Source organism: Streptomyces geranii (genome assembly GCF_002954775.1).
Classification (GTDB): Bacteria; Actinomycetota; Actinomycetes; order Streptomycetales; family Streptomycetaceae; genus Streptomyces; species Streptomyces geranii.
Map to the genome: position 1 here is coordinate 126,354 of NZ_PJME01000022.1, position 25,215 is coordinate 151,568.

At 69.7% G+C, this 25,215-nt stretch carries 18 protein-coding genes, 2 rRNA genes and 1 pseudogene; 6 read left to right on the forward strand and 15 right to left on the reverse strand.

The genetic code is table 11. The features are described from left to right. Nucleotides 1-81: 81 nt before the first annotated feature. Complete coding sequence (locus CW359_RS26930) at nucleotides 82-711, reverse strand: NUDIX domain-containing protein (RefSeq protein WP_105972728.1); 630 nt, start codon at nucleotides 709-711, stop codon at nucleotides 82-84. Between the two features lie 119 nt (nucleotides 712-830). Then, a complete protein-coding gene (locus CW359_RS26935) occupies nucleotides 831-2,513 on the reverse strand; it encodes a CTP synthase (RefSeq protein ID WP_105972729.1) in 1,683 nt (560 codons plus the stop codon). 535 nt (nucleotides 2,514-3,048) lie between these two features. Between CW359_RS26935 and CW359_RS26940 the strand changes: the two genes are divergently transcribed. From CW359_RS26940 to CW359_RS26955, 4 genes are all read left to right on the forward strand, one after another. After that, the gene (locus CW359_RS26940; RefSeq protein ID WP_198655402.1) at nucleotides 3,049-4,854 is read left to right on the forward strand and encodes a glycoside hydrolase family 15 protein; all 1,806 of its coding nucleotides are present in this window, start codon (nucleotides 3,049-3,051) and stop codon (nucleotides 4,852-4,854) included. Nucleotides 4,855-4,890: 36 nt separating this feature from the next. Further along, complete coding sequence (locus CW359_RS26945; protein ID WP_105972731.1) at nucleotides 4,891-5,106, forward strand: DUF6243 family protein; 216 nt, start codon at nucleotides 4,891-4,893, stop codon at nucleotides 5,104-5,106. 139 nt (nucleotides 5,107-5,245) lie between these two features. Continuing rightward, on the forward strand, nucleotides 5,246-6,628 hold the full coding sequence (locus CW359_RS26950) for an FAD-binding oxidoreductase (protein ID WP_105972732.1): 1,383 nt from the start codon (nucleotides 5,246-5,248) through the stop codon (nucleotides 6,626-6,628). Nucleotides 6,629-6,727: 99 nt separating this feature from the next. Then, nucleotides 6,728-8,371: a PucR family transcriptional regulator gene (locus CW359_RS26955; protein ID WP_105972733.1), complete on the forward strand. Its 1,644-nt coding sequence runs from the start codon at nucleotides 6,728-6,730 to the stop codon at nucleotides 8,369-8,371. A gap of 13 nt (nucleotides 8,372-8,384) precedes the next feature. Here CW359_RS26955 and CW359_RS26960 read toward each other — a convergent pair whose 3' ends face one another. The 5 genes from CW359_RS26960 to CW359_RS26980 form a co-directional block, all read right to left on the reverse strand. Next, nucleotides 8,385-9,515: a glycosyltransferase family 4 protein gene (locus tag CW359_RS26960; protein ID WP_105972734.1), complete on the reverse strand. Its 1,131-nt coding sequence runs from the start codon at nucleotides 9,513-9,515 to the stop codon at nucleotides 8,385-8,387. A 262-nt stretch (nucleotides 9,516-9,777) separates the two neighbouring features. Continuing rightward, on the reverse strand, nucleotides 9,778-11,520 hold the full coding sequence (gene recN, locus CW359_RS26965) for a DNA repair protein RecN (RefSeq protein WP_105972735.1): 1,743 nt from the start codon (nucleotides 11,518-11,520) through the stop codon (nucleotides 9,778-9,780). Between the two features lie 187 nt (nucleotides 11,521-11,707). Further along, entirely contained in the window at nucleotides 11,708-12,613 is a 906-nt protein-coding gene (locus tag CW359_RS26970; protein ID WP_105972736.1) for an NAD kinase, read from the reverse strand. Next, nucleotides 12,610-13,425 carry a TlyA family RNA methyltransferase gene (locus tag CW359_RS26975; protein WP_105972737.1) on the reverse strand — a complete coding sequence of 272 codons (816 nt, stop codon included), beginning with the start codon at nucleotides 13,423-13,425 and terminating at the stop codon, nucleotides 12,610-12,612. Before CW359_RS26975 ends, CW359_RS26970 begins: the two co-directional genes overlap by 4 nt. Nucleotides 13,426-13,432: 7 nt before the next feature. After that, the gene (locus tag CW359_RS26980; RefSeq protein ID WP_105972738.1) at nucleotides 13,433-13,744 is read right to left on the reverse strand and encodes a hypothetical protein; all 312 of its coding nucleotides are present in this window, start codon (nucleotides 13,742-13,744) and stop codon (nucleotides 13,433-13,435) included. A gap of 42 nt (nucleotides 13,745-13,786) precedes the next feature. Here CW359_RS26980 and CW359_RS26985 point away from each other — a divergent pair, with 42 nt between their 5' ends. Continuing rightward, nucleotides 13,787-14,134 (forward strand): SCP2 sterol-binding domain-containing protein, encoded by a 348-nt coding sequence (locus tag CW359_RS26985; protein WP_105972739.1) that lies wholly within the window; start codon nucleotides 13,787-13,789, stop codon nucleotides 14,132-14,134. Here the strand turns inward: CW359_RS26985 and CW359_RS26990 are convergent. The 4 genes from CW359_RS26990 to CW359_RS27005 all read right to left on the reverse strand — a co-directional run bounded on the left by CW359_RS26990 (nucleotide 14,118) and on the right by CW359_RS27005 (nucleotide 18,344). Next, the gene (locus CW359_RS26990; RefSeq protein ID WP_232838608.1) at nucleotides 14,118-14,999 is read right to left on the reverse strand and encodes an ABC transporter ATP-binding protein; all 882 of its coding nucleotides are present in this window, start codon (nucleotides 14,997-14,999) and stop codon (nucleotides 14,118-14,120) included. The genes CW359_RS26985 and CW359_RS26990 overlap by 17 nt on opposite strands. Nucleotides 15,000-15,012: 13 nt before the next feature. Continuing rightward, nucleotides 15,013-16,089, reverse strand: coding sequence for a FecCD family ABC transporter permease (locus CW359_RS26995; protein WP_105972740.1), 1,077 nt, complete (start codon nucleotides 16,087-16,089; stop codon nucleotides 15,013-15,015). Beyond that, the gene (locus CW359_RS27000) at nucleotides 16,086-17,129 is read right to left on the reverse strand and encodes a FecCD family ABC transporter permease (protein WP_105972741.1); all 1,044 of its coding nucleotides are present in this window, start codon (nucleotides 17,127-17,129) and stop codon (nucleotides 16,086-16,088) included. The genes CW359_RS26995 and CW359_RS27000 overlap by 4 nt, the downstream gene beginning before the upstream one ends. A gap of 186 nt (nucleotides 17,130-17,315) precedes the next feature. Beyond that, nucleotides 17,316-18,344, reverse strand: coding sequence for an HAD hydrolase-like protein (locus tag CW359_RS27005; protein ID WP_105972742.1), 1,029 nt, complete (start codon nucleotides 18,342-18,344; stop codon nucleotides 17,316-17,318). A 73-nt stretch (nucleotides 18,345-18,417) separates the two neighbouring features. Between CW359_RS27005 and CW359_RS27010 the strand changes: the two genes are divergently transcribed. After that, the gene (locus CW359_RS27010) at nucleotides 18,418-19,722 is read left to right on the forward strand and encodes a DUF1015 domain-containing protein (protein WP_105972743.1); all 1,305 of its coding nucleotides are present in this window, start codon (nucleotides 18,418-18,420) and stop codon (nucleotides 19,720-19,722) included. Between the two features lie 79 nt (nucleotides 19,723-19,801). Here the strand turns inward: CW359_RS27010 and CW359_RS45950 are convergent, their stop codons facing one another. The 4 genes and pseudogenes from CW359_RS45950 to CW359_RS27030 all read right to left on the reverse strand — a co-directional run. Beyond that, entirely contained in the window at nucleotides 19,802-20,617 is an 816-nt protein-coding gene (locus CW359_RS45950; RefSeq protein WP_105972744.1) for a tetratricopeptide repeat protein, read from the reverse strand. An 81-nt stretch (nucleotides 20,618-20,698) separates the two neighbouring features. Beyond that, a pseudogene (locus tag CW359_RS45955) lies at nucleotides 20,699-22,117 on the reverse strand (hypothetical protein); the annotation flags it as partial. Between the two features lie 98 nt (nucleotides 22,118-22,215). Next, nucleotides 22,216-22,332: ribosomal RNA gene (gene rrf, locus CW359_RS27025) — 5S ribosomal RNA — on the reverse strand. 106 nt (nucleotides 22,333-22,438) lie between these two features. After that, nucleotides 22,439-25,215 (reverse strand): 23S ribosomal RNA (locus CW359_RS27030); the annotation flags it as partial.

A 25,215-nucleotide genomic window follows, 5' to 3' on the forward strand; every position in this document is an offset into this window, starting at 1 on the left:
GCGCGGAGCGCGGCGGGCAGGTCGCCCGATCGGATCAGGCGATGGTCACACTGGAACGGGCAGTCGGCCCACTCCGGTGCCTCAGACCTCGAAGGGCCTGGCGGGCCAGGGCGCCTCGGCCGGGCGCAGCGCGTCGAGCCCGTCGCCCTGCTCGGCCGCCACCAGCGAAAGGACGCCCACGACGAGGCAGTTGTTGTGCAGCTCCCCGGCGAGGACACCCCGGACGAGTTCGGCGACGGGCACGCGCGCGTGCTCCATGTCGGCCTCCTCGTCCTCGACCTCGAAGCGCTGTCCCTCGGCCTCGGAGAGGTTCCGGGCCAGGAAGATCCGTACGGCCTCGTCACAGCCGCCCGCGGTGGGGTAGACGTCGGTCAGCACCCGCCAGTCCTCGGCCTTGACGTGCGCCTCCTCGTACAGCTCGCGCTGGGCCGCGTGCAGCGGATTCTCGCCAGGTACGTCGAGCAGGCCCGCCGGGATCTCCCACATCCGCTGCCGCACGGGGTGGCGGTACTGGCGGATCAGCAGGACCCGGCCCTCGTCGTCGAGGGCGAGGACGCCCACGGAGCCGGGGTGGACCTGGTAGTCGCGGCCCACCACCGAGCCGTCGGGCATGACCACCTCGTCGGTGCGCACGGAGGTCTTGTTGCCCACGAAGGGGGTCTGGGTCGCCCGGATCTCCCACTCCTCCGGAGTGTCGTTGATGGTGGTCATGTCGACTCGCCCTCCCGCGTCCCGCACGTACGAAGAAAACCGTCAGAAGAATCCCGGCAAAAGAAACCGGGGCACGCGCCCCAAAAGGCGCGCACCCCGGTCACCGTACCGCTCCTGGATTACTTGCCCGTCTTGCGCTCCACAGCGGCCTTGACGAGGCCCGCGAAGAGCGGGTGGGGGCGCGTGGGGCGCGAGCGCAGCTCCGGGTGGGCCTGCGTGGCCACCAGGTAGGGGTGCACCTCGCGCGGGTACTCGACGTACTCCACGAGCTTGCCGTCCGGGGAGGTGCCGGAGAACTGGATGCCGGCCTTCTTCTCCAGTTCGGCGCGGTAGGAGTTGTTCACCTCGTAGCGGTGGCGGTGGCGCTCCTCGACGTACTCCTTGCCGTCGTACACCTCGCGCACGATGGAGCCCTCGGCGAGCTTGGCCGGGTACATGCCCAGGCGCATCGTGCCGCCCATGTCGCCGTCGCCCGCGACGATGTCGAGCTGCTCGGCCATGGTCGAGATGACCGGGTGGCCGGTGGCGGCGTCGAACTCGGTGGAGTTGGCGTCCTCGATGCCGGCCAGGTTGCGGGCCGCCTCGATGACGATGCACTGCAGGCCCAGGCAGAGGCCGAGCAGCGGGATCTTGTGTTCGCGGGCGTACTGGATCGCGCCGACCTTGCCGGACACGCCGCGGTCGCCGAAGCCGCCCGGGATGCAGATCGCGTCCACGTCAGCCAGCTGCTTCTTGGCGCCCGCGGGGGTCTTGCAGTCGTCCGAGGTGACCCACTTGATCTTCACGCGCGCGTGGTTGGCGAAACCGCCCGCGCGCAGCGCCTCGGTGACCGAGAGGTAGGCGTCGGGCAGGTCGATGTACTTGCCGACCAGGGCGAGGTTGATCTCGTGGGCGGGGTTGTGGACGCGGTCCAGGAGGTCGTCCCAGGTCGTCCAGTCCACGTCCCGGAAGGGCAGGTCCAGCTTGCGGACGACATAGGCGTCCAGGCCCTCGCGGTGCACGGTCTTGGGGATGTCGTAGATCGAGCGGGCGTCCGGGCAGGCCACCACGGCCGCCTCGTCGACGTCGCACATCAGGGAGATCTTGCGCTTGATCGCGGTCGGGACCTCGCGGTCGCAGCGCAGCACGATCGCGTCCGGCTGGATACCGATGTTCCGCAGGGCCGCCACGCTGTGCTGGGTCGGCTTGGTCTTCAGCTCGCCGGAGGGGCCGATGTACGGCAGCAGCGAGATGTGGACGACGAAGACGTTGTCGCGGCCGACCTCGTGGCGGACCTGACGCACGGTCTCCAGGAAGGGCAGCGACTCGATGTCGCCGACCGTGCCGCCGACCTCGGTGATGACGACGTCGACCTCGTCGGTGGCCATGCGGCGGATGCGGTGCTTGATCTCGTTGGTGATGTGCGGGATGACCTGGACGGTGTCGCCCAGATATTCGCCGCGCCGCTCCTTCGCGATCACCGTCGAGTAGATCTGGCCGGTGGTGACGTTGGCCGAGCCGTCGAGGTCGCGGTCCAGGAAACGCTCGTAGTGGCCGATGTCCAGGTCGGTCTCGGCGCCGTCGTGCGTGACGAACACCTCACCGTGCTGGAAGGGGTTCATCGTGCCGGGGTCGACATTGAGGTAAGGGTCGAGCTTCTGCATGACGACCCGCAGGCCGCGCGCCTTGAGGAGCATGCCGAGGCTGGAGGCCGTCAGCCCCTTGCCGAGCGAGGAGGCGACACCCCCGGTGACGAAGATGTGCTTGGTCGTCGTGGCGTTGCCGTTTCGGGCTGTGCTATTTCGAGACATAGCAGGTGTCATGGCCAAGGCGGGGCTCCCGTGGTCGCGGTCTGGGGTGCGGTACGGCCACCCGGCCCGGAGATTTCCGGGTTTTCACTGGAGGAGCCGTCGCTGCGGTTCGGGGGTTTCGTGCCCACCGGTCCACGGGCTACCAGGGTATCAGCGACCCGGGACGAAGGCTTCCGGCCACGCTCCGCGCACACGCGGACACCGATCCCGTACACGAGTCACCATCACCCCGTCAGGCGCTCACCCGAAACAGTGCCCGCTCACCCGAGACTCACTCGTTCAGCGGACCCGGGTTGTCCGGAGCGGCACGCGGATCATCTGAGTGCGTCGTATGCTCCTCGGACACTCGCTGCCGAGCCCGGCCGGCAACACGGCACCACCCCCGCCCGTAACCCCGGAACAACGAGAGCTCGTCAGTCTGTTGAGCAGAGATTTGGTGTTTGCTTCACCGCTCAACGACGCTTGACAACGAACCCTTGACCGCAAGAGCGAGACCCCCTTTTTTCGTTTCTCTGGGGGCGACGTGGCCGTTCGACTGGAGTTGCACGTGGCCGGGCGCATCGAAGACTACGCACTCATCGGAGACATGCAGACCGCTGCCCTGGTCTGCCGGGACGGCACAGTCGACTGGCTGTGCCTGCCCCGCTTCGACTCCCATGCCGTCTTCGCGGGACTGCTCGGGACCGAGGAACACGGATTCTGGCGCCTCGGTCCCGCACACGCGACGGACGCAGCACCCCCCACCGCGGCACGCCGCCGCTACCGGGGCGACTCGCTGATCCTCGAATCGGAGTGGGACACCCCGCGCGGCACGGTCCGCGTGACGGATTTCATGCCGCCCCGCGACGGCGCACCGCAGCTGATCCGCATCGTGGAGGGCGTCAGCGGCCGGGTGCCGATGCGCTCGGCCCTGCGCATGCGGTTCTCGTACGGCAGGGTCGTGCCCTGGGTGCACAAGCACGAGGGCCGGACGGTCGCCGTGGCGGGCCCCGACTCGGTGTGGTTCGACACCACCGCCGAGACGTACGGCAAGTCCCTGACGACGTACGCCGACTTCACGGTGGCCCCGGGTGACCGCATCGCGTTCACCATCTCCTGGGAGCCCTCGCACAAGCAGCCGCCCGCGCTGCCTGAGCCGGAGCAGTCCCTCGACGCCACCGAGGAGTTCTGGCGCGAGTGGGTCGAGCAGTGCACGTACCACGGCCCCTACCGGGAGGCCGTCGTCCGCTCACTGATCACCCTCAAGGCGCTGACGTACGGCCCGACCGGCGGCATCGTCGCCGCGCCCACCACCTCCCTGCCGGAAGACATCGGCGGCGTACGCAACTGGGACTACCGCTACACCTGGCTGCGTGACGCGGCGATCACCCTCTCCTCCCTCCTGCGCACCGGCTACCGCGACGAGGCCCGCGCCTGGCGCGAGTGGCTGCTGCGCGCGGTCGCCGGCGACCCGGAGAACCTGCAGATCATGTACGGCATCGCGGGCGAACGGGAGTTGGGCGAGGCCGAGCTGGACTGGCTGCCCGGCTACGAGAACTCGGGCCCGGTCCGGGTCGGCAACGGCGCCGCGCACCAGCTCCAGCTGGATGTGTACGGCGAGGTCACCGAGGCCCTGCACCTGGCGCACATGACGGGTCTGGCCCGCAACGACTACGCCTCCCTGCTCCAGTTGAAGCTGATCCGCTATCTGGAGCAGCACTGGGACGAGCCCGACGAGGGCATCTGGGAGGTGCGCGGTCCGCGCCGCCACTTCGTGCACTCCAAGGTCATGGCGTGGGTCGCGGTGGACCGCACGATCAAGCTCATCGAGTCCGGCGACGCGGACGGCCCGCTGGAGCAGTGGCGCGAACTGCGCGACGACATCCACCGGGACGTGTGTGAGAAGGGTTACGACAAGGAGCGCAACACCTTCACGCAGTCGTACGGCTCGAAGGAACTGGACGCGAGCCTGCTGCTGATCCCGCAGATGGGCTTCCTGCCGCCCGACGACAAGCGCGTGATCGGCACCATCGAGGCCATCCAGCGCGAACTGTCCACCGAGGACGGCTTCATCCTGCGCTACCCGACGACCTCGGGCGGCGACGAGAACCTCGACGGTCTGCCGGGCGACGAGGGCGCGTTCCTCGCCTGCTCTTTCTGGATGGCGGACGACCTCGCGATGATCGGCCGCGTGGACGAGGCCCGCAAGCTCTTCGAGAAGCTCCTCGACCTCCGCAACGACCTGGGCCTCCTGGCCGAGGAGTGGGACCCCCGCCTCAAGCGCCAGGTGGGCAACTTCCCGCAGGCCTTCAGCCATGTCCCGCTCATCGACACGGCCCTTAGGCTGACTGCTTCGGGGGCGTACGGCGGCTGACCGCATCAGCACTTCACATCTTTGCCGGGAGAACGCGTGACCGTGAGCAAGAACATCAACAACCCCGTGGGCCAGGGCGGTGGCAAGCGCAAGAAGCAGTCGCGCGCCGAACGGCAGAACAACGGTCCGCACCGCAACCTCGACCGCCAGGGCGCGGCCGACCAGAAGGCGGAGCTGGTGCGCAAGCTGCGTGAGAAGACCCGCGCGGCCGAGGAGGCCGCGCAGACGGGCGACAGCGCCGCACAGAGCTGACGCACCGCACGGCAGCAGGGCCCGGACCGCGACACGCGGTCCGGGCCCTGCTGCCGTACCGGAGTTCCGAAACGGCGCCCTCCCACCGAAGCGCCTACGCTGGAACCACCCAAATGCCCCTTATCGGAAGGGGGCCGCCATGGCTTCCCCCTCAAAGGCGGGCGCAGCCCTCTCCGCGCTCCGCGAAGATCTCACCGGCGACGTGCTCGCGCCCGGGGATCCCGGGTACGACGAAGCCCGCAGCGTCTTCAACGCCATGATCGACCGCCGTCCGGCGGCAATCGCACAGGTCGCTGACGAAGCCGACGTAGCCCGTTCCATCCGCTTCGCCCGCGATCTGGACCTTCCCATAGCCATCCGCGGTGGCGGCCACAGCGTCGCGGGCATGGCCGTGAACGACGGCGGTCTGGTGATCGACCTGCGCCGGATGAACGAGGTGACCGTCTATCGTGCGGCGCACTCCGTACGGGTCCAGGGCGGCGCTTTGATGACGCACCTGGACCGGGCGACCGGGCCGTACGCGCTGGCGACCACCGGCGGCCGGGTCTCCACGACCGGTGTCGCGGGCTTCGTACTCGGCGGCGGCAGCGGCTGGCTCGACCGGGCCCACGGTCTCGCCGTCGACAATCTCATCGGCGTCGACCTGGTCACCGCCGACGGCACCGCGGTGCACGCCAGCGCGGAGCAGAACCCGGAGCTGTTCTGGGCCCTGCACGGCGGCGGCGGAAACTTCGGCGTCGCCACCTCGCTCACCCTCAGGCTGCACGAGCTGCCCGCGTTCTCCATGGCGCTGGTGCTCTACCTCCCGGAGTTCGCCCGCGAGGTCACCCGCACCTACCGCGAAGTGATCGAGTCCGGCCCGGACGAGGCGAGCGGCGCGATCCTCCACATCACCGGCCCGCCCGAGGAGTTCGTCCCGCCGCATCTGGTCGGACACCTGCTGTGCGGCGCGCTGCTGACGTACGCGGGCGCCGAGGCGGACATGCGCAAGCTCGCCGAGCCGCTGCTGGCCCTGCCGCACGAGTCGGCGGTCGTCACCGCGATGCCGTACGCCGACCTGCAGTGCATGCTCGACGACCCGCCGGGGATGCGGAACTACTGGTCGGCGGAGTACCTCACGGGCGCCCCCGACGACCTCGTGGACGTCCTGTGTGCCCTCGGGGACGCCCTTCCCGTGCCCACCGGGACCATGAACGCCCTGTTCCCGCTGGGCGGCGCCATCGCGGACGGCCCGGCCGACTATCCGGTCCCCTACCGGGACTCCCCCTGGGCGGTGCACCCCTTCGGCATCTGGGAGGACCCGGCGGACGACGAGCGCTGCGTCCAGTGGGTCCGCGACGTCCGGGACGCCGTCCAGCCGTGGAGCAGCGGCGCGGTGTACCTCAACTTCATCGGCGACGAGGGCGCGGAGCGCGTGATCGCGGGCCTCGGCGCCGAGAACACGCGGCGGCTGGCGTCGGTGAAACGCGAGTACGACCCGGACAACGTGTTCCGCTTCAACCACAACATCGTTCCTGCGTAGGGAAGCCGTAGGGAAGTCGCGGCGAAGTCGTAGGGAGGCCGCCGGTGGCGCCGACGGGCAGGTCGTCATCCGTACGTAGGTGCAGGTAGCGTCCGCTGCATGGACAGCCGTGCGGAGAGCCAGGTGGACACCCAGGGCGCCGGGATCACCGTGCGGCGGGCCCTGGAGCTGCCCGGGCTGCGCAGCGGGCTGCCGGAGGTCATGGCGGGCGCCGACCGGCTGGGGCGGACCGTGCGCTGGGTGCACGCGGGCGAGGTCCCGCACATCGCCTCGCTGCTCAAGGGCGGCGAGCTGCTCCTGACGACCGGGTACGGGCTCGGCACCCGGCCCGCCGAGCAGCGGGCGTTCGTCCGGACCCTCGCCGAGCGGGGCATCGCGGCGCTCGTGGTGGAGCTGGGCCCCCGCTTCAACCGACTGCCGCCGGCCCTGGTGGAGACGGCCCGCTCGACCGGGCTGCCGCTGGTGCAGCTGCACCGCGAGGTGGCGTTCGTCGCCGTCACCGAGGAGATCCACACCGAGATCGTCAACGGCCACTACGCGCTGCTCCAGCGGGCCGAGGAGGTCCACCGGCGCTGTACGGAGGCCCTGCTGGGCGGCGGCGGCATTCCGCAGGTGCTGGGCATCCTGGCCGACTTCGGCGGCAACCCGGTGTTCCTGGAGACACCGGACGGCCGGCTCCTGTACGCCGCCGGGGCCGGTCCCGAGGGCGCCGATCCGCTCCAGGTGTGGGAGGGGCTGCGCGCCCAGCAGAAGGACGCGCCGCCGTCCGCCGGTTCCGTCGTCGTCGACGTCCCCGGGGGCGGTCCCGGGACGGGTTCGGTGCGCGCCCGGCTGGTCCTGCTGCCCGTCCTGGAACCGCTCGCCCCCGTGCACCGCATGGCCGCCGAGCGGGCCGCGGGCATCCTGGCCGTCGTGCTGATGCAGGCCCGCCAGGAGGAGGAGCTGGCGGCGCGCGGGCGCGGCGACTTCCTCACCGACCTCGCCGAGGGCCGTGTCGACGCGGAGGCGGCGCCCGCGCAGGCCCGCGTCCTCGGCTTCAAGCCCGGCACCGGACCCCTGCTGCCCCTGGTGATGCGGCTCGGCGACACGCTGGCCCCGGGCGGCGGCTGGGCGGTGCTGGCCCGCGCGGTCGCGGAGGAGCTGGCGTCGGTGGGTGTACCGGTGCTGCTGGGCGTACGGCCGGTCGAGGGGCGCGTACCGCTGCTCGTGGGCCTGCGTACGGAGGCGGAGCGCCCGGCGGTCGCCGACCGGGTCGCGGCGGCGCTGCGGGCCGGTGTGGAGCGGGCCGGGATGCAGCGCGCGGGCTCGCCGCCGCCGGTCGTCGTGGTCGGGGTGGCGGGCGGCTGGGCGGCGGCCTCGGCGGGGCTGCGGCACGCGGCGGAGACGGCGACTGCGGCCCAGGGGCTGCCGGACCGCCCTTGGTACGACGCCCGGCGCCTGGACATCGACCTGCTGCTGTGGCGGCTGCGCGACCAGCCGGACCTGGCGGCCTTCGTGGACCGCGCGATCGGCCCGCTGCGCACCCACGACGAGCGCGCCAGGCCGCCTCTGCTGCCCACCCTGGAGACCTATCTTGCGCACGCGGGCCGCAAGGCGGAGACGGCCCGCGAACTCCACCTCAACCGCCAGACCCTCTACAACCGCCTCGCGCGGATCGGGGAGTTGCTGGGCACGGACCTCGACGACCCGCAGACGGTACTGGCGTTGAGCCTGGCGCTACGGGCCCGCAGGCACGTGACCTGAGCCGGACGTCCCGTCAGGACAGCAGCCGGGGCTGGGTGAACTCGTCGTAGACGCTCAGCACTTGGGCGACGGTCTCGTCCTCGGTCGGCCAGGTGGCGATCTGCCGCACGCCCCGCTCGCGGAGCTGTTCCTGGCGCTCCGGGTCCCCGAGGAGCCGTACGACAGCCCGGCCGAGGGCCGCCGCGTCGCCGTACGGGACGAGTTCGGCCGCGTCCCCGACCAGTTCGGGCACGCCTCCCACAGAGGTCGCGATCAGCGGCACGCGCGCGTGGAGGGCTTCCTGGGCGAGGACGGAGCGGGATTCCCAACGGCTGGGCAGGAGTGCGAGATCGGCGGCGACAAGCAGTTCGCTCACGTCGTCGCGGCTCCCGATGAGCCGGACCGGCAGCCCCTCGCTCTCGATGCGGCCCTGCAACTCCGCCCGCAGCGGCCCCTCTCCGGCGATCACGAGGAGCGGCGCCGGATCGAGCCCGCACCACGCGTGGACGGCGTCCAGCAGGACGTCGTACCCCCGGTGTTTGTCGAGGGAGCCGACGGCCATGAGCAACGGGCGGTCGGTGGCGCCGAGTTCGGCCCGGGTCTTGGACCGCTCGGACTCGTCCCACCCCATGCTCCCGCGCGGGGCGGGCAGCGCCACCGCGGACAGCCGGGCGTCCCTCGCGCCGCGCCGTCTGGCCCGGTCGACGAGGTCGGAGGAGGTCCCGAGGACCACGGCGGCGGCCTTCACGACCCGGCGCTCCAGGACCCGCAGGAGATGGGCGCGGGGGCCCTCCGCGTAGGCGCCGTTGTGCCAGGTGACGACGAGCGGGGTGCGGCGCCCGCTGAGCGCGAGGGCGGCCCGGAAGGAGGCGTGCAGCCCGTGCGCGTGCACGAGGTCGGCGTTCGAACAGGCCAGGCGCAGCGCCGCCACCGAGGCGGGGTCGCTGCTGCGCGGGATGGGCACGTGTTCGGCACCGGCGCCCGTGAAGTCGTAGGCGCTGTCGGCGTCCGAGGGGGCGCACACGCTGACGCGCACGCCCCTGGCGACGAGCCCCGCGGCCAGCGAACGCACGTGCGCGCTGCTGCCGGCGTTGCCGCCGCCGAGCACCTGGACGGTGCGCAGCGGCGACTGACCGTGCGGTGAGTGGCTGGTCGCGGGGCTCACGTGGCCGGGGGCTCCTGGTTCGGCATCGGGCGGTCACGAAGAAAGGGCTGAAGCTAGGACACGGAGAAACGTACAGAAGGATCGGGCGGAAGGGGTGTACCGCGCGGCTTCCTCCCTGTACGGGGGGTTTTCCGTGCTCCTTCAAGGATGCCAGTACGTACGGGTGTTCCGAACCACGGAGGGGTACGGGGTGTCACCCACACGAGTGAGAGAGAACCCACTAAACGTCAACCGTTCGAACGGCAGCGGTCCTCAGTCGCCGTCAGCCGTCCGCCCGGGCCGCCGCCAGCAGTTCCTCCGCGTGCGCCCGCGCCGTCTCCGAGTCCTCCTGCCCGGCCAGCATCCGCGACAGCTCCCGCACCCGATCCTCGCCCTCCAGGACCTTCACGCCGGACCGGGTGACCGACCCGTCGTTGGTCTTCTCCACGAGCAACTGCCGGTCGGCGAAGGCGGCGACCTGCGGGAGGTGCGTCACGACGACGACCTGAGCGCTCTTCGCCAGCTTGGCCAGCCGCCGCCCGATCTCGACGGCCGCCTTGCCGCCGACACCGGCGTCGACCTCGTCGAACAGATAGGTGGGCACCGGATCGGTCCCCGCGAAGACGACCTCCACTGCCAGCATCACGCGGGACAGCTCACCCCCGGACGCGCCCTTGGCGATGGGCCGCGCGGGCGCCCCGGGGTGCGGGGCGAGCAGCAGTTCGACCTCGTCGGCGCCGGAGGGCCCGTAGGCGACCGTGCGCCCGCCCACTTCGACCCCCTCGGGGTCCTCGGTCTGCCGGATCTCGAAGGACACGCGCGCGTGGGGCATGGCCAGCGAGGCCAGCTCCGCGGTCACGGCGGCGGCGAACCGCTCGGCGGCCTCCGTCCGCGCGTCCGTCAACGCCTGCGCCATCCCGCCCAGTTCACCGCGCAGCGCGTCCCGCTCGGCGGTCAGCTCGCCGATCCGCTCGTCGTCGCCGTCGAGTTCGAGCAGCCGCTCGGAGCCCGTCTCGGCCCACGCGAGGACTCCGGCGACATCGGAGCCGTACTTCCGGGTCAGGGTGGTGAGGGCGGCCCGCCGTTCCTCGACGGCCGCCAGCCGCAGCGGATCGGCGTCCAGGTCGTCGGCGTACCCCGCGAGGTCCCCGGCGACGTCCCCGAGCAGGATGCCGACCTCGCCGATCCGGTCGGCGAGCACGGCCAGGGCCGAGTCGTGCGACCGTACGGCCTCCAGGGCCCGGTGGGCGCCCGCGACGAGCGTGGCGGCGTCGATGCCCTCGGGGTCCTCGGGGTTGCCGGCCAGCGCGGCGTGGGCGACGGTCGCGGCCGAGGCCAGCGCCTCCGCGTGCCCGAGCCGCTCGGCCTCCTCGGCCAGCTCGACGTCCTCACCGACCCGTGGCTCGACGGCGGCGATCTCGTCGAGCCCGTAGCGAAGCATGTCGGCTTCCTGGGCCCGCTCCCGCGCGCGGGTGGTGATCTCGCCCAGCTCGGCGACGACGGCCCGCAGCCTGCGGTACGCCTCCCCGTACTTGGTGAGCGGCGCGGCGACCGCGTCCCCCGCGTACCGGTCGAGCGCCGCCCGCTGCCGGGACAGCTTGAGCAGCCCCTGCTGATCGGTCTGCCCGTGCACGGCCACCAGTTCGTCGGCCAGCTCGGCCAGCACCCCCACGGGCACGGAACGCCCGCCGAGATGCGCCCGGGAGCGCCCCTCAGCCGAAACGGTACGGCTGATGAGCAGCGCCCCGTCGTCCAGCTCGGCACCGGCCTCCTCGGCCCGTACGACGGCGGCCCCGCCCGGAGGCACGGTGATCCGCCCCTCGACGACCGCGTTCTTGGCCCCGATCCGCACCAGGGCAGCATCGGCCCGCCCACCGAGCAGCAGCCCGAGGCTGGTCACGACCATGGTCTTACCCGCACCGGTCTCACCGGTGACGGCGGTAAAGCCTGGCGACAACTCGACGACCGCATCGTCGATGACGCCGAGCGACCGTATCCGCATCTCCTCCAACACGAACACGACCATACGAGGTCAGCCACCCCCAGTGCGACGCCCCCCACCTCGAATGAGGGAACCCGCAGGTAACGAATGACAATCGACGGTCACATGTCACCCAGGGGAGTGGCCCGACCCAGGGGCGCGGGGAACTGCGCGATCAGCCACAGCACACCCGCACCCGCCAACGAGACCGAGCCACCCCCCACAGCAGGCGCTAGTGAGGCGCCCCTCGCCACCCGGACACCGGCAACGCAAACTTGGCCACAAGCCGATCAGTGAACGAAGCATGATGCAGCCGAGCCAACCGAACCGGCACAGCCCCCCGCCGAACCTCGACCCGCGCCCCGGGGGGCAACTCCACGGTCCGCCGCCCGTCACACCACAGCACACCCGGAGGAATGTGCGGCAGAACCTCCACGGCAAGCACGGAATCAGGCGAGGTCACCAACGGCTTCGCGAACAACGCGTGCGCACTGATCGGCACCATCAACAGCGCCTCCACCTCGGGCCACACCACAGGCCCACCCGCGGAGAAGGCATACGCGGTGGACCCGGTAGGCGTCGACAGACAAATGCCGTCACACCCGAACCCGGTAACCGGCCGCCCATCGATCTCCAGCACGACTTCGAGCAACTTCTCCGCGGACACCTTCTGCACGGCCGCCTCGTTCAGCGCCCAGTCCGTGTGCACGATGTTCCCGTTCTGGTGCACGACGACGTCGACGGTCATCCGTTCCTCGACCTCGTACGCCTTCGTCACCACCCGGTCGACCACCTTGTCGAGGTCGTCGCGCTCGGCCTCCGCGAGGAAGCCGACGCTGCCGAGGTTGACGCCGAGCATCGGCACCCCGGACGCCCGGGCGAACTCGGCGCCACGCAGCAGCGTGCCGTCACCGCCCAGCACGATCAGCAGCTCGCAGCCGTCGAGGCACTGCGCGGTGGCCTCCTCGATCAGCTCCACCTCAGGAGGCAGCGGCAGGTTGGCCGCCTCGGCCGCGAGCACCCGCACCCCGAGCCCGGAGCGCACCAGCCCCTGGACGACGAGTTCGGCGCTTCTGATGGCGGCCGGCCGCCCGGTGTGGGCGAGCAGGAAAACAGTACGATCTCGGGTCTGAGTCAACGAGGCCCCTCCGCCACTGCACGGTCAACATCGGCCGGGTTGAGTTCAGGTGCGCCGGCCCGCAGCCACAGAAAGTACTCGACATTCCCCGACGGCCCGGGCAGTGGGCTCGCGGTCACGCCCTGCACCCCGAGCCCCAACTGCCCTGCCCGGGCGGCGACTCCGCGTACCGCCTCGGCACGCAGCTCGGGACTCCGTACGACTCCTCCACTCCCCAGCCGTTCCTTCCCCACCTCGAACTGTGGCTTGACCATCATCACCAGGTCGGCATCGGGCGCCGCACACCGCGCAAGGGCGGGCAGCACGAGGCCGAGCGGGATGAAGGACAGATCCCCCACGACAAGATCCACTGGTTCCCCATCGATCGCTTCGAGCGTCAACTCGCGTACGTTCGTACGGTCCTTGACGGTGACGCGTTCATCACTTTGAAGAGACCACGCGAGTTGCCCGTACCCCACGTCGACCGCGACGACGTGTGCGACGCCCGCGCGCAGCAGTACGTCCGTGAAGCCACCGGTGGACGCGCCGGCGTCCAGCGCCCGCCTGCCGCCGACCTTCAGCCCCTGCGGTACGAAGACCTCCAGGGCGCCCGCGAGCTTGTGGCCGCCCCTGGAGACGTACTCGGGATCGCCGTCGTCGGCCGTGACGACGATCGCGGCGGCCGTCTCCACCTGGGTGGCGGGCTTCGTCGCGACGGTCCTGCCGACGCTGACCCGCCCGGCGGCGATCAGCTGGCTCGCGTGCTCGCGCGAGCGGGCGAGCTTCCGCCGCACCAGCTCGGCGTCAAGACGGCGGCGTGCCACTCCTGCCACGTTCGGTTCAGCTCCTATTGCCGTACGTCGTCGGGGGCGCCGGAGGTCCCGGGCGGGCGTCGAGCGCGGTGAGCGTGTCGCGCAGCCCCCGGTGTACATCCTCGTACACCTGGACATGGCCGTCCGTGGCGAGGTGGTCGGCGTCGCCGAGCCGGTCGAGCCGGGCGTCGACCTCGGCGTCGCCCGTGGGGACGCGGGGGACGTTCAGCGGGGCCGGGGCGGCGGGGTCGTCGTACCCGGGTTCGACGACCGTCTCCAGGGCCGTTTCCGGAACCGACGGCTCCGCCGGGCCCTCGGCCGGGGGCACTGAGTCGTTCATGCCCCGACGCTACCGCGAACGGCTGAGGTACCGTCGTCCACGATGGCCACGATCGAGGAGTGCCGCAGCGCACTCGACAAGCTCTCGGACAACATGGCGGGCGCGAGCGGGGACGTACGCGAGGCGGCGGCCCTGGACCGCTCGCTGAGCTGCCGTATCACCGACTTGGACGTCACCTTCGTGGGACGCCTCCAGGGCGGCCGTATCGAGGTCCAGGACACCCTCCAGGGCCCGCCCAGGGAGAAGGCCGAGATCCGGCTCACGATGTCCGGCGACGACCTGGTGGCGATGGTCGCCGGCGAGCTGAACTTCGCGAAGGCCTGGGGCTCGGGCCGGGTGAAGCTGGAGGCGGGCCTGCGGGACCTGTTCCGCCTCAGGAAGCTTCTCTGACCAGTTTGGTACGGGCCTTGCGCGCAGCCGGCACCACCAACGGAGTGCCCGTCTCCGGATCGTCGATGACCTGGCAGCGCAGCCCGAACACCTCTTCGACCAGCCCGGCGGTCACGATGTCGCCCGGCGCGCCTTCGGCGATGACCGCGCCCTCGCGCAGTGCGATGAGATGCGTGGCGTACCGGGCGGCGTGGTTGAGGTCGTGCAGGACGGCGACCAGGGTCCGGCCCTGCTCCTCGTGCAGCTCGGCGCAGAGGTCGAGGACGTCGATCTGGTGCTGGATGTCGAGATAGGTCGTGGGCTCGTCGAGGAGCAGCAGCGGGGTCTGCTGGGCGAGGGCCATGGCGATCCACACGCGCTGCCGCTGACCGCCGGAGAGTTCGTCGACGTAGCGGTCGGCGAGTTCGGCGACGCCGGTCGACTCCATGGACTCCCGGACGACCCGCTCGTCGTCGTGGGACCACTGGCGCAGGATGCCCTGGTGCGGGTAGCGGCCCCGGCCCACCAGGTCGGCGACGGTGATCCCGTCGGGCGCGATCGACGACTGCGGGAGCAGCCCGAGGGTCCGCGCGACCTTCTTCGCGGGCATCGACTGGATGACCTGCCCGTCGAGCAGGACCCGGCCCTCGCTGGGCTTGAGCATCCGCGACAGGGCGCGCAGCAGGGTGGACTTGCCGCAGGCGTTCGGGCCGACGATGACCGTGAAGGAGTTGTCGGGTATCTCGACCGACAGCTGCTCGGCGATCACACGCTGGTCGTAGGCGAGGGTCACGCTCTCGACGGACAGGCGGTTCACGGTGTTGGTGCCCTTCTTGACGTTCTCGTTCGCGGAGTCGGACTTTCCCGGCTCCCTCTGCCCGCTCATATCCGGTGCCCGCTCATATCCGGCCCGCCTTCCGCTCGGTGACCAGCAGCCACAGCAGATACACCCCGCCGAGCACGCCGGTCACCACGCCCACGGGCAGCTGGTCGGCGCCGAAGAGCCGCTGCGAGGCCCAGTCGGCCACGATCAGCAGGGTGGCGCCCATGCACATGGACGGCACCAGGTTCGGCCCCGGCGAGCGGGTCAGCCGCCGGGCGAGCTGCGGCGCGGTCAGCGCGACGAAGCCCACGGGTCCGGCGGCGGCCGTGGCGGCGGCGGTGAGCAGCACGGCGGCCAGCATCAGCACCAGCCGTACGCGCTCGACGCGCACCCCGAGGGCGTACGACACGTCGTCGCCCATCTCCGTCATGCGCAGCCCGCGCGCGTTGGCGAGCACCAGGGGTACGAGGGCGAGGCACAGCCACAGCAGCGGCCAGACCTGGTCCCAGCCGCGCCCGTTGAGGGAGCCGGTCATCCATACGACCGCGCGTGCCGCGTCGATCAGATCGGCCTTGGTGATCAGATAACCGTTGACCGCGGACAGCACCGCGGAGACCCCGATGCCGACGAGCACCAGCCGGTACCCGTGCACGCCGCGCTTCCAGGCGAGCAGATAGATGGCGAGCCCGGTGCCGAGCCCCCCGGCGAGCGACCCGAGGGTGACCGCGTCGGCGCTCCCGGAGAACAGCACGATCATGACCAGCGCGCCGGCGGTCGAGCCCTGGCTGAGGCCCAGTACGTCCGGACTGCCCAGCGGATTGCGGGAGATGGACTGGAAGAGCGCGCCGCCGAGCCCGAGCGCGGCCCCGACCAGCAGCCCGACCAGGACGCGCGGCAGCCGCAGCTCGTTGACGATGTACTCCTGTCCTGCGTTCCCGTCGCCGAGCAGCGTCCTGAGGACGTCTCCGGCCGGGATCGGGAAGTCACCGGTGCCGATCAGCGCCACGGTCGCGGCGAGCGCGGCCAGCAGCAGCGCCACGACGACGACCAGCGCTCGCACGTCCAGGCGCAGGGAGAGTCCGCCCGGAGCCCGTACGACGCGGCTGGCACGGCCGGCGCCGAGGGCGGACCGGACAGGAAGGTTGCTCTTCACAGCTGGGCCGTCCTCCGCCGTCGTACGAGAAAGATGAAGACCGGGCCGCCGAGGACCGCGGTGACGATGCCGACCTGGAGTTCGGCGGGCCGGGCGACGATCCGCCCGAGGACATCGGCGCCGAGCAGCAGCACGGGCGACAGGACGGTCGCGTACGGCAGGATCCAGCGCAGGTCGGGCCCGGTGAAGGACCGTACGACGTGCGGGACCATCAGCCCGACGAAGACGATCGGCCCGCAGGCGGCGGTGGCGGCCCCGCACAGCACGGTCGCGGCGGCCATGGACAACGCGCGGGTGCGGTTGAGATCGGCGCCGAGGGCACGGGCGGTGTCGTCGCCCATCGACACGGCGTTGAGCGGCCGGGCGAGCAGCAGCGCGACGACCGAGCCGACCACGATGAACGGCAGGACCTGCGTGATCGTGTCGTCGGTGGCCGAGGCGAGCGAGCCGACCGTCCAGAAGCGCATCCGGCTGAGCGCGGCGTCGTCCGTGATCATCACGGCCTGGAGATAGCCGTAGAGCGCGGCGCTCACGGCGGTACCGGCGAGCGCGAGCCGCACGGGCGTGGCCCCCCGGCTCCCGCCGAGGAACCAGACCAGCGCACCGACGGCGGCGGCCCCGAGAAAGGCGAACCACACATAGCCGCTCAGCGAGGTGACGCCGAAGAAGGTGATGGCGGTGACGACAGCGGCCGAGGCACCGGCATTGATGCCGAGCAGCCCGGGATCGGCCAGCGGATTGCGGGTCAGCGCCTGCAGCACGGCCCCGGACAGCCCGAGCGCGGAACCGGCGAGCAGCCCGAGGAGCGTCCGCGAGACCCGCTCCCCGACGACGACGTCCCCATAGGTCCCCGAGTCCTGGAACAGCCCGTGCCAGACCTGCTCCAGGGACAGCTCTTTCGCCCCGATCGCAATACTGGCAAGGGCGACAAGAACCAGGATCCCCAGGGAGACGAGGAGTCCAACGGCCCGTATCGCCTGACGCTTCGGGGGCGCGGGGGCGGTCTCCGCGCGCTGCTCAGGAGGACTGTCGACAAACACGAGGTTAGGTTAGCCTACCCTCTCATTCCTCTCGGAGGCCGTCCATGGGGAGGGGCTGGGGAGGGGCTTTCGGAGCGTGGAGCCCGGGGGTTGGCGTGGCGGCGCGAGTTCCTCAACTCCGGCCCTCAGGAGCGGACTTCGGGCTCGCGACTCCAGCTGACCCCGGCCCTGTGGTGCCGCCGCCCCTCACAGCCCCAGCCGCGCCAGCGCCTTGCCCCCGTCCAGCCCGCACGCGCCGTCGCCCGCCGCCGTCCAGGCAGCCGCGCACAGGGCGCGCAGCCCGTCGAGGGGCTCCCCCTCTCCCGTCAGCTCCAGCCGATCCTCCCCCGCGGTAGCCGTCCAACCTCCGCACCGGAAACCCTCGCCCGCGGGCGTGACCTCGGGCTGCCCGGTGAGCAGCCCCCTCAGGTCGGCGTCGACATAGGTGGGCCGGTGCTGCGGCGGTGCGGCCAGCAGCTGGGCGCCGTCCGTGACGCCGGTGAGGACCAGCAGCGAGTCGACGTCCCCGTTGAACGCGCCCTCGATGTCCGTGTCCAGCCGGTCCCCGACGACCAGGGGACGCTCGGCCCCGGTCCGCAGGACCGTCTCCCGGTGCATCGGGGGCAGCGGCTTGCCAGCCACCTGGGGCTCGGCGCCGGTGGCGATGCGTACGACCTCCACCGCCGCCCCATTGCCGGGCGCGATCCCGCGCGCGCTGGGGATCGTCAGGTCGGTGTTCGACGCGAACCAGGGCACCCCGCGCGCGATGGCGAAGCACGCCTCCGCGAACCGCCCCCAGGGCAGCTCGGGCCCGCCGTACCCCTGCACGACGGCCACCGGCTCGTCCTCGGCCGAGTCGACGGGCTCCAGCCCGCGCTCGCGCAGCGCGACCCGCAGCCCCTCGCCGCCGATCACCAGCACACGCGCGCCCGCAGGCACCTGGTCGGCGATCAACCGGGCCACCGCCTGCGCCGACGTGATGACATCCGACCCCTCGGTCGCTATGCCCAGCTCGGTGAGGTGCTCGGCCACGGCGTCGGGCGTACGCAGCGCGTTGTTGGTGACATAGGCGAGCCGCATCCCGCCGTCCCGTGCCACCCCGAGCGACTCGACGGCGTGCACGATCGCGTGACCGCCCGCGTACACCACCCCGTCCAGGTCGAGCAGCGCCGTGTCGTACGCCTCGCTCAGCGCCCGCGCACTGCCCTCGGGCCGCGTCCTGACGGTCTGGCTCATTGTGCATCGCTCCTCGTTCGCCCGGCTTTCCCCCGATCATCCCCCATGCCACTGACAGCCCTACGATGCACCAATGAACACTGCAGGTCCCGCGGACGTACCGGCTCGCATGGGCCTTCAACTGACCCCCTTCCGGGGCCTGCGCTACGACCCCGACCGGGTCGGCAGCCTCGCAGCCGTGACCTCTCCGCCGTACGACGTCATCGTGCGCCCGGACGGCCTGATCCACCTCGAATCGGCCGACCCGCACAACATCGTCCGGCTGATCCTCCCCCAGGCGGCGACCCCGTCGATCCGCAACGAACAGGCCGCGGACACCCTCGACGACTGGCTCTCCGAGGGCATCCTCACCGCCGACCCCGAGCCCGCCCTGTACGTCTACGAGCAGCGCGACACGACCGGCCACCTCCAGCGCGGGGTCATCGGCGCCCTGCGCCTGTCGGACCCGTCGGAGGGTGTCGTCCTGCCCCACGAGGACGTCATGCCGCACGTGGTGGCGGACCGCGCGGCCCTGATGCGCGCGACCTCCGCGAACCTCGAACCCCTCCTCTTGACCTACCGCAGCAACGATTCAGCAGGCGTGTCGCCGTATACCACCAGCGCGGTGGTGGAACGCACGGCCGCCCGCCCCCCGCTCCTCTCGACGACCACGGAGGACGGCTTCGGCCACCGCCTCTGGGCGATCACCGACCCCGCCGAGCTGGCCGGCATCCAGGCGGACCTCACCCACCACCAGGCCCTCATCGCCGACGGCCACCACCGCTGGGCGACGTATCTGTGTCTACGCGCGGAGCACCCCTCCCCCAGCCCCTGGGACCACGGCCTGGTCCTCCTGGTGGACACCGCCCGCTACCCCCTGCGCGTCCGCGCGATCCACCGCCTCCTGCACGGCCTCCCGGTCGCCGACGCCCTGACGGCCCTGGAGGGCCACTTCCGCGTACGTCACCTGGCGGTGCCCCTGGCGGAGGCGCTCACCGCCCTCGCGGAGGCGGCCACCGCGGGCAACGCCTTCCTCCTGGCCGGCGACGGCGCCTTCCACCTCGTGGACCGCCCTGACCAGGCTCTCCTGGCCCGCACGATCCCCGCGGACCGCCCCCAGGCCTGGCGCACCCTGGACGCGACGGTCCTGCACGCCACGCTCCTCGACCACATCTGGCACATCCCCGAGGACTCACCGGCCCACATCGCGTACATCCACGACACGGCGGCAACCGTGGAGAAGGCGGAACAGGACGGCGGTACGGCGGTCCTGATGCACCCGGTCCACGAGGAGGTCGTACGCGACCTGGCCCGCCAGGGCATCACCATGCCCCGCAAGTCGACGTCCTTCGGCCCCAAACCGGCCTCGGGCCTGGTGCTGCGCACCCTGACGCACTGAAACACGCCAAACCACGCCGCAACGCGGAAGGGCGGGACCCCTGACCGGGATCCCGCCCTTCACATCACACCTTCACCGCTTACCGGGGGTCGCCCGACGGACCACCGTCATCGCCGTCGTCGCCGTGGTCACTGTCATCGGCGGACTCGACGGTCTCGGCAGCAGGGACTTCGACGGACTCGGACTTGAGGACAGGCTCGTCACCGACAGACGCTTCCACGTCCAGGCCGACCTCTTCGTCCTCGCCGTCGTTCTCGTCGTCCTCGTTCTCGCTCTCGTCGAAGGCGTCGACGAACTCCACCCCGTCCAGCTCGGCGAGGCGGTCCGAGGCGTTCGTGCTGCCGTCCTTGTCGGACTCGATCGCCTTGGCGAACCACTCCCGCGCCTCGTCCTCACGCCCGGCGGCGAGCAGCGCGTCGGCGTACGCGTACCGCAGTCGCGCGGTCCACGGCTGTACGGAGTTGGAGGCAAGCTCGGGGCTCTGCAGGGTCACGATGGCCGCGTCGAGCTGGTCCATGTCACGCCGGGCGCCGGCCGCGACGAGCCGCATCTCGACCTGCCCGGCCTTGTCCAGCTTGTTCACCTCGGGCGCCCCGGCCATGTCGAGCGCCTTCTCGGGCCGCCCGAGCCCACGCTCGCAGTCGGCCATGACGGGCCACAGCTCGACGTTCCCGGTCATCCGCCGAGCCGCACGGAACTCGGCCAGCGCCTCGCTGTACTTCTGCGTCGCGTACGCGGCGAACCCGGCCGCCTCGCGCACGGCGGCCACACGCGAGGCCAGCCGCAGCGCCACCCGCGAGTACGCGTAGGCGCTCTCGGGCTCCTCGTCGATGAGCCGGGCGACCATCACCAGGTTCTTGGAGACCTCCTCGGCCAGCCCCTTGGGCAGGCTCATCAGCTCCTGGCGTACGTCCTTGTCGATCTCGTCGCCCGTGACGTCCTCGGGGATCGGCAGCCGCTTGATCGGCTCCCGGTCCCGGTCACGCTCGTCACGGAACCCGCCACCGCGCCGGTCGTCACGCCGGTCATCGCCCCGACGGTCGTCCCGACCCCGGAAACCGCCGCCGGCGGGCCGCCCGCCCCGGTCGTCACGCCCGCGGAAGCCACCGCCACCACCGGAGGGACGGCCACCGCGGTCGTCGCTGCGGCCACGGAACCCACCGCGGTCGTCGTCCCGACGGACGAACCCGCCACGCTCACCACGGTTGTCGTCCCGTCCACGGCTGTCGTCGCGCCGGAAACCGCCACGGTCGCCGTCACGCCGGTCGTCCTCACGACGGAAGCCACCACGGTCACCCCGGTCGTCACGCCCGCGGAACCCGCCGCCGGCGCCGGCACCGGCGGGACGGCCTCCACGGTCGTCGTCACGACGGAACCCACCGCCCGCGGGACGCCCACCACGGCTGTCGCGGCTATCACGGTTGTCTCGGTTGTCGTCGCGACGGAATCCACCGCGATCACCGGTGGCAGGGCGACCACCACGGTCGTCACGCCGCTCATCGCGTCGGTCGTCCCGACGAACAAAGCCACCACGGTCACCACGGTCGTCACTCCGACCACGGAACCCACCGCGATCGTCATCACGCCGGAAGCTCGGACGCTCACCGTCCCGACGGTCATCCCGACGATCGTCACGTCGGTCGTCCCGACCACGGAAACCGCCCCCGCCGCCGGCACCGGCGGGACGGCCTCCACGGTCGTCGTCACGACGGAACCCACCGCCCGCAGGACGCCCACCACGGCTGTCGCGGCTATCACGGTTGTCACGGTTGTCGTCGCGACGGAATCCACCGCGATCACCGGTGGCAGGGCGACCACCACGGTCGTCACGCCGCTCATCGCGTCGGTCATCGCGACGAACAAAGCCACCACGCTCACCACGGTCGTCGCTGCGACCACGGAACCCACCACGGTCGTCATCACGCCGGAAGCTCGGACGCTCACCGTCCCGACGGTCATCGCGTCGAACGAAGCCGCCACGGTCACCGCCACCACCACGGTTGTCGTCCCGACGGAAACCGCCACCGGGCCGATCGCCCCGGTCGTCACGACGAGGTGCCGCCGGCCGGTCCGAACGTTCGTCACGCCGGAAGGCAGGGCGAGCCCCACGGTCGCCATCACGACGGTCGTCGCGTCGGTCGTCACGGCGCACGAAGCCACCGCGCTCACCACGGTTGTCGTCGCGACGGGGAGCCGCCGGCCGATCGTCACGGCGACCGTAACCACCTGAACCACCAGTCGGCCGACCGCCACGGTCGGAGCCACCACGGTCGTTTTCACGGCGATCACCGTCGCGGCGCGGACCGCTTCGGAACCCACCACGGTCGCCGCGGTCACCACTGTCCCGGCGGCGCTGGTCGCGCTCCGGGCGCTCGTCGGGAGAGTTGGTGGACATGATGGGTGACTCCTGTCTTCGGTACCGCAAGCTATTTTAAAACAAAAAGGACCCCTGGTCCCAGCGTGAACGCTGGGACCAGGGGTCCTCCAAAGATTGTTCGGCGGCGTCCTACTCTCCCACAGGGTCCCCCCTGCAGTACCATCGGCGCTGTAAGGCTTAGCTTCCGGGTTCGGAATGTAACCGGGCGTTTCCCTCACGCTATGGCCACCGAAACCCTAATGGTTTCGAGCGAACAAGCACACTTTTCTTTTGTGTGGTTCAAGCTCTAGCCGACAACTGTTCGTTGTCTCAGAACTAACACAGTGGACGCGAGCAACTGAGGACAAGCCCTCGGCCTATTAGTACCAGTCACCTCCACCCGTTACCGGGCTTCCAGATCTGGCCTATCAACCCAGTCGTCTACTGGGAGCCTTAACCCCTCCAGGGGGTGGGAACACTCATCTCGAAGCAGGCTTCCCGCTTAGATGCTTTCAGCGGTTATCCCTCCCGAACGTAGCCAACCAGCCATGCCCTTGGCAGAACAACTGGCACACCAGAGGTTCGTCCGTCCCGGTCCTCTCGTACTAGGGACAGCCCTTCTCAATGTTCCTGCGCGCGCAGCGGATAGGGACCGAACTGTCTCACGACGTTCTAAACCCAGCTCGCGTACCGCTTTAATGGGCGAACAGCCCAACCCTTGGGACCGACTCCAGCCCCAGGATGCGACGAGCCGACATCGAGGTGCCAAACCATCCCGTCGATATGGACTCTTGGGGAAGATCAGCCTGTTATCCCCGGGGTACCTTTTATCCGTTGAGCGACGGCGCTTCCACAAGCCACCGCCGGATCACTAGTCCCGACTTTCGTCCCTGCTCGACCCGTCGGTCTCACAGTCAAGCTCCCTTGTGCACTTACACTCAACACCTGATTGCCAACCAGGCTGAGGGAACCTTTGGGCGCCTCCGTTACTCTTTAGGAGGCAACCGCCCCAGTTAAACTACCCATCAGACACTGTCCCTGATCCGGATCACGGACCCAGGTTAGACATCCAGCACGACCAGACTGGTATTTCAACGACGACTCCACAGACACTGGCGTGCCCGCTTCACAGTCTCCCAGCTATCCTACACAAGCCGAACCGAACACCAATATCAAACTATAGTAAAGGTCCCGGGGTCTTTCCGTCCTGCTGCGCGAAACGAGCATCTTTACTCGTAGTGCAATTTCACCGGGCCTATGGTTGAGACAGTCGAGAAGTCGTTACGCCATTCGTGCAGGTCGGAACTTACCCGACAAGGAATTTCGCTACCTTAGGATGGTTATAGTTACCACCGCCGTTTACTGGCGCTTAAGTTCTCAGCTTCGCCACACCGAAATGTGACTAACCGGTCCCCTTAACGTTCCAGCACCGGGCAGGCGTCAGTCCGTATACATCGCCTTACGGCTTCGCACGGACCTGTGTTTTTAGTAAACAGTCGCTTCTCGCTGGTCTCTGCGGCCACCCCCAGCTCAAGCAGTAAATGCTCTCACCGGTGATGGCCCCCCTTCTCCCGAAGTTACGGGGGCATTTTGCCGAGTTCCTTAACCATAGTTCACCCGAACGCCTCGGTATTCTCTACCTGACCACCTGAGTCGGTTTAGGGTACGGGCCGCCATGAAACTCGCTAGAGGCTTTTCTCGACAGCATAGGATCATCCACTTCACCACAATCGGCTCGGCATCAGGTCTCAGACTATGTGTGATCCGGATTTGCCTAGACCACGTCCTACACCCTTACCCCGGGACAACCACCGCCCGGGATGGACTACCTTCCTGCGTCACCCCATCACTCACCTACTACCACCTTGGGTCAGCGGCTCCACCACTTTCCATTCCCCGAAGGGTCCGGAACGGCTTCACGGCTTTAGCATTAATGGGCTCGATGTTTGACGCTTCACAGCGGGTACCGGAATATCAACCGGTTATCCATCGACTACGCCTGTCGGCCTCGCCTTAGGTCCCGACTTACCCTGGGCAGATCAGCTTGACCCAGGAACCCTTAGTCAATCGGCGCACACGTTTCCCACGTGTGTATCGCTACTCATGCCTGCATTCTCACTCGTAAACCGTCCACGACTGGCTTCCGCCGCCGCTTCACCCGGCATACGACGCTCCCCTACCCATCACAGCGGGCGTTGGCCCTATAGCTGCAATGACACGACTTCGGCGGTACGCTTGAGCCCCGCTACATTGTCGGCGCGGAATCACTAGACCAGTGAGCTATTACGCACTCTTTCAAGGGTGGCTGCTTCTAAGCCAACCTCCTGGTTGTCTGTGCGACTCCACATCCTTTCCCACTTAGCGTACGCTTAGGGGCCTTAGTCGATGCTCTGGGCTGTTTCCCTCTCGACCATGGAGCTTATCCCCCACAGTCTCACTGCCGCGCTCTCACTTACCGGCATTCGGAGTTTGGCTAAGGTCAGTAACCCGGTAGGGCCCATCGCCTATCCAGTGCTCTACCTCCGGCAAGAAACACACGACGCTGCACCTAAATGCATTTCGGGGAGAACCAGCTATCACGGAGTTTGATTGGCCTTTCACCCCTAACCACAGGTCATCCCCCAGGTTTTCAACCCTGGTGGGTTCGGTCCTCCACGAAGTCTTACCTCCGCTTCAACCTGCCCATGGCTAGATCACTCCGCTTCGGGTCTTGAGCGCGCTACTATACCGCCCTATTCGGACTCGCTTTCGCTACGGCTTCCCCACACGGGTTAACCTCGCAACACACCGCAAACTCGCAGGCTCATTCTTCAAAAGGCACGCAGTCACGACGCATCGAGTAAACTCAATGCGCGACGCTCCCACGGCTTGTAGGCACACGGTTTCAGGTACTATTTCACTCCGCTCCCGCGGTACTTTTCACCATTCCCTCACGGTACTATCCGCTATCGGTCACCAGGGAATATTTAGGCTTAACGGGTGGTCCCGCCAGATTCACACGGGATTTCTCGGGCCCCGTGCTACTTGGGTGTCTCTCAAACGAGCCGTTGATGTTTCGACTACGGGGGTCTTACCCTCTACGCCGGACCTTTCGCATGTCCTTCGCCTACATCAACGGTTTCTGACTCGCCTCACAG

Excerpts from the sequence above, each read along its gene's own strand:
- CW359_RS26930 (WP_105972728.1), bottom strand. The coding sequence starts at position 711 with ATGACCACCATCAACGACACTCCGGAGGAGTGGGAGATCCGGGCGACC.
- CW359_RS26935 (WP_105972729.1), bottom strand. The coding sequence starts at position 2,513 with ATGACACCTGCTATGTCTCGAAATAGCACAGCCCGAAACGGCAACGCC.
- CW359_RS26950 (WP_105972732.1), top strand. The coding sequence starts at position 5,246 with ATGGCTTCCCCCTCAAAGGCGGGCGCAGCCCTCTCCGCGCTCCGCGAA.
- CW359_RS26955 (WP_105972733.1), top strand. The coding sequence starts at position 6,728 with ATGGACAGCCGTGCGGAGAGCCAGGTGGACACCCAGGGCGCCGGGATC.
- recN (WP_105972735.1), bottom strand. The coding sequence starts at position 11,520 with ATGGTCGTGTTCGTGTTGGAGGAGATGCGGATACGGTCGCTCGGCGTC.
- CW359_RS26980 (WP_105972738.1), bottom strand. The coding sequence starts at position 13,744 with ATGAACGACTCAGTGCCCCCGGCCGAGGGCCCGGCGGAGCCGTCGGTT.
- CW359_RS26985 (WP_105972739.1), top strand. The coding sequence starts at position 13,787 with ATGGCCACGATCGAGGAGTGCCGCAGCGCACTCGACAAGCTCTCGGAC.
- CW359_RS26990 (WP_232838608.1), bottom strand. The coding sequence starts at position 14,999 with ATGAGCGGGCAGAGGGAGCCGGGAAAGTCCGACTCCGCGAACGAGAAC.
- CW359_RS27005 (WP_105972742.1), bottom strand. The coding sequence starts at position 18,344 with ATGAGCCAGACCGTCAGGACGCGGCCCGAGGGCAGTGCGCGGGCGCTG.
- CW359_RS27010 (WP_105972743.1), top strand. The coding sequence starts at position 18,418 with ATGAACACTGCAGGTCCCGCGGACGTACCGGCTCGCATGGGCCTTCAA.
- CW359_RS45950 (WP_105972744.1), bottom strand. The coding sequence starts at position 20,617 with ATGAGCCTGCCCAAGGGGCTGGCCGAGGAGGTCTCCAAGAACCTGGTG.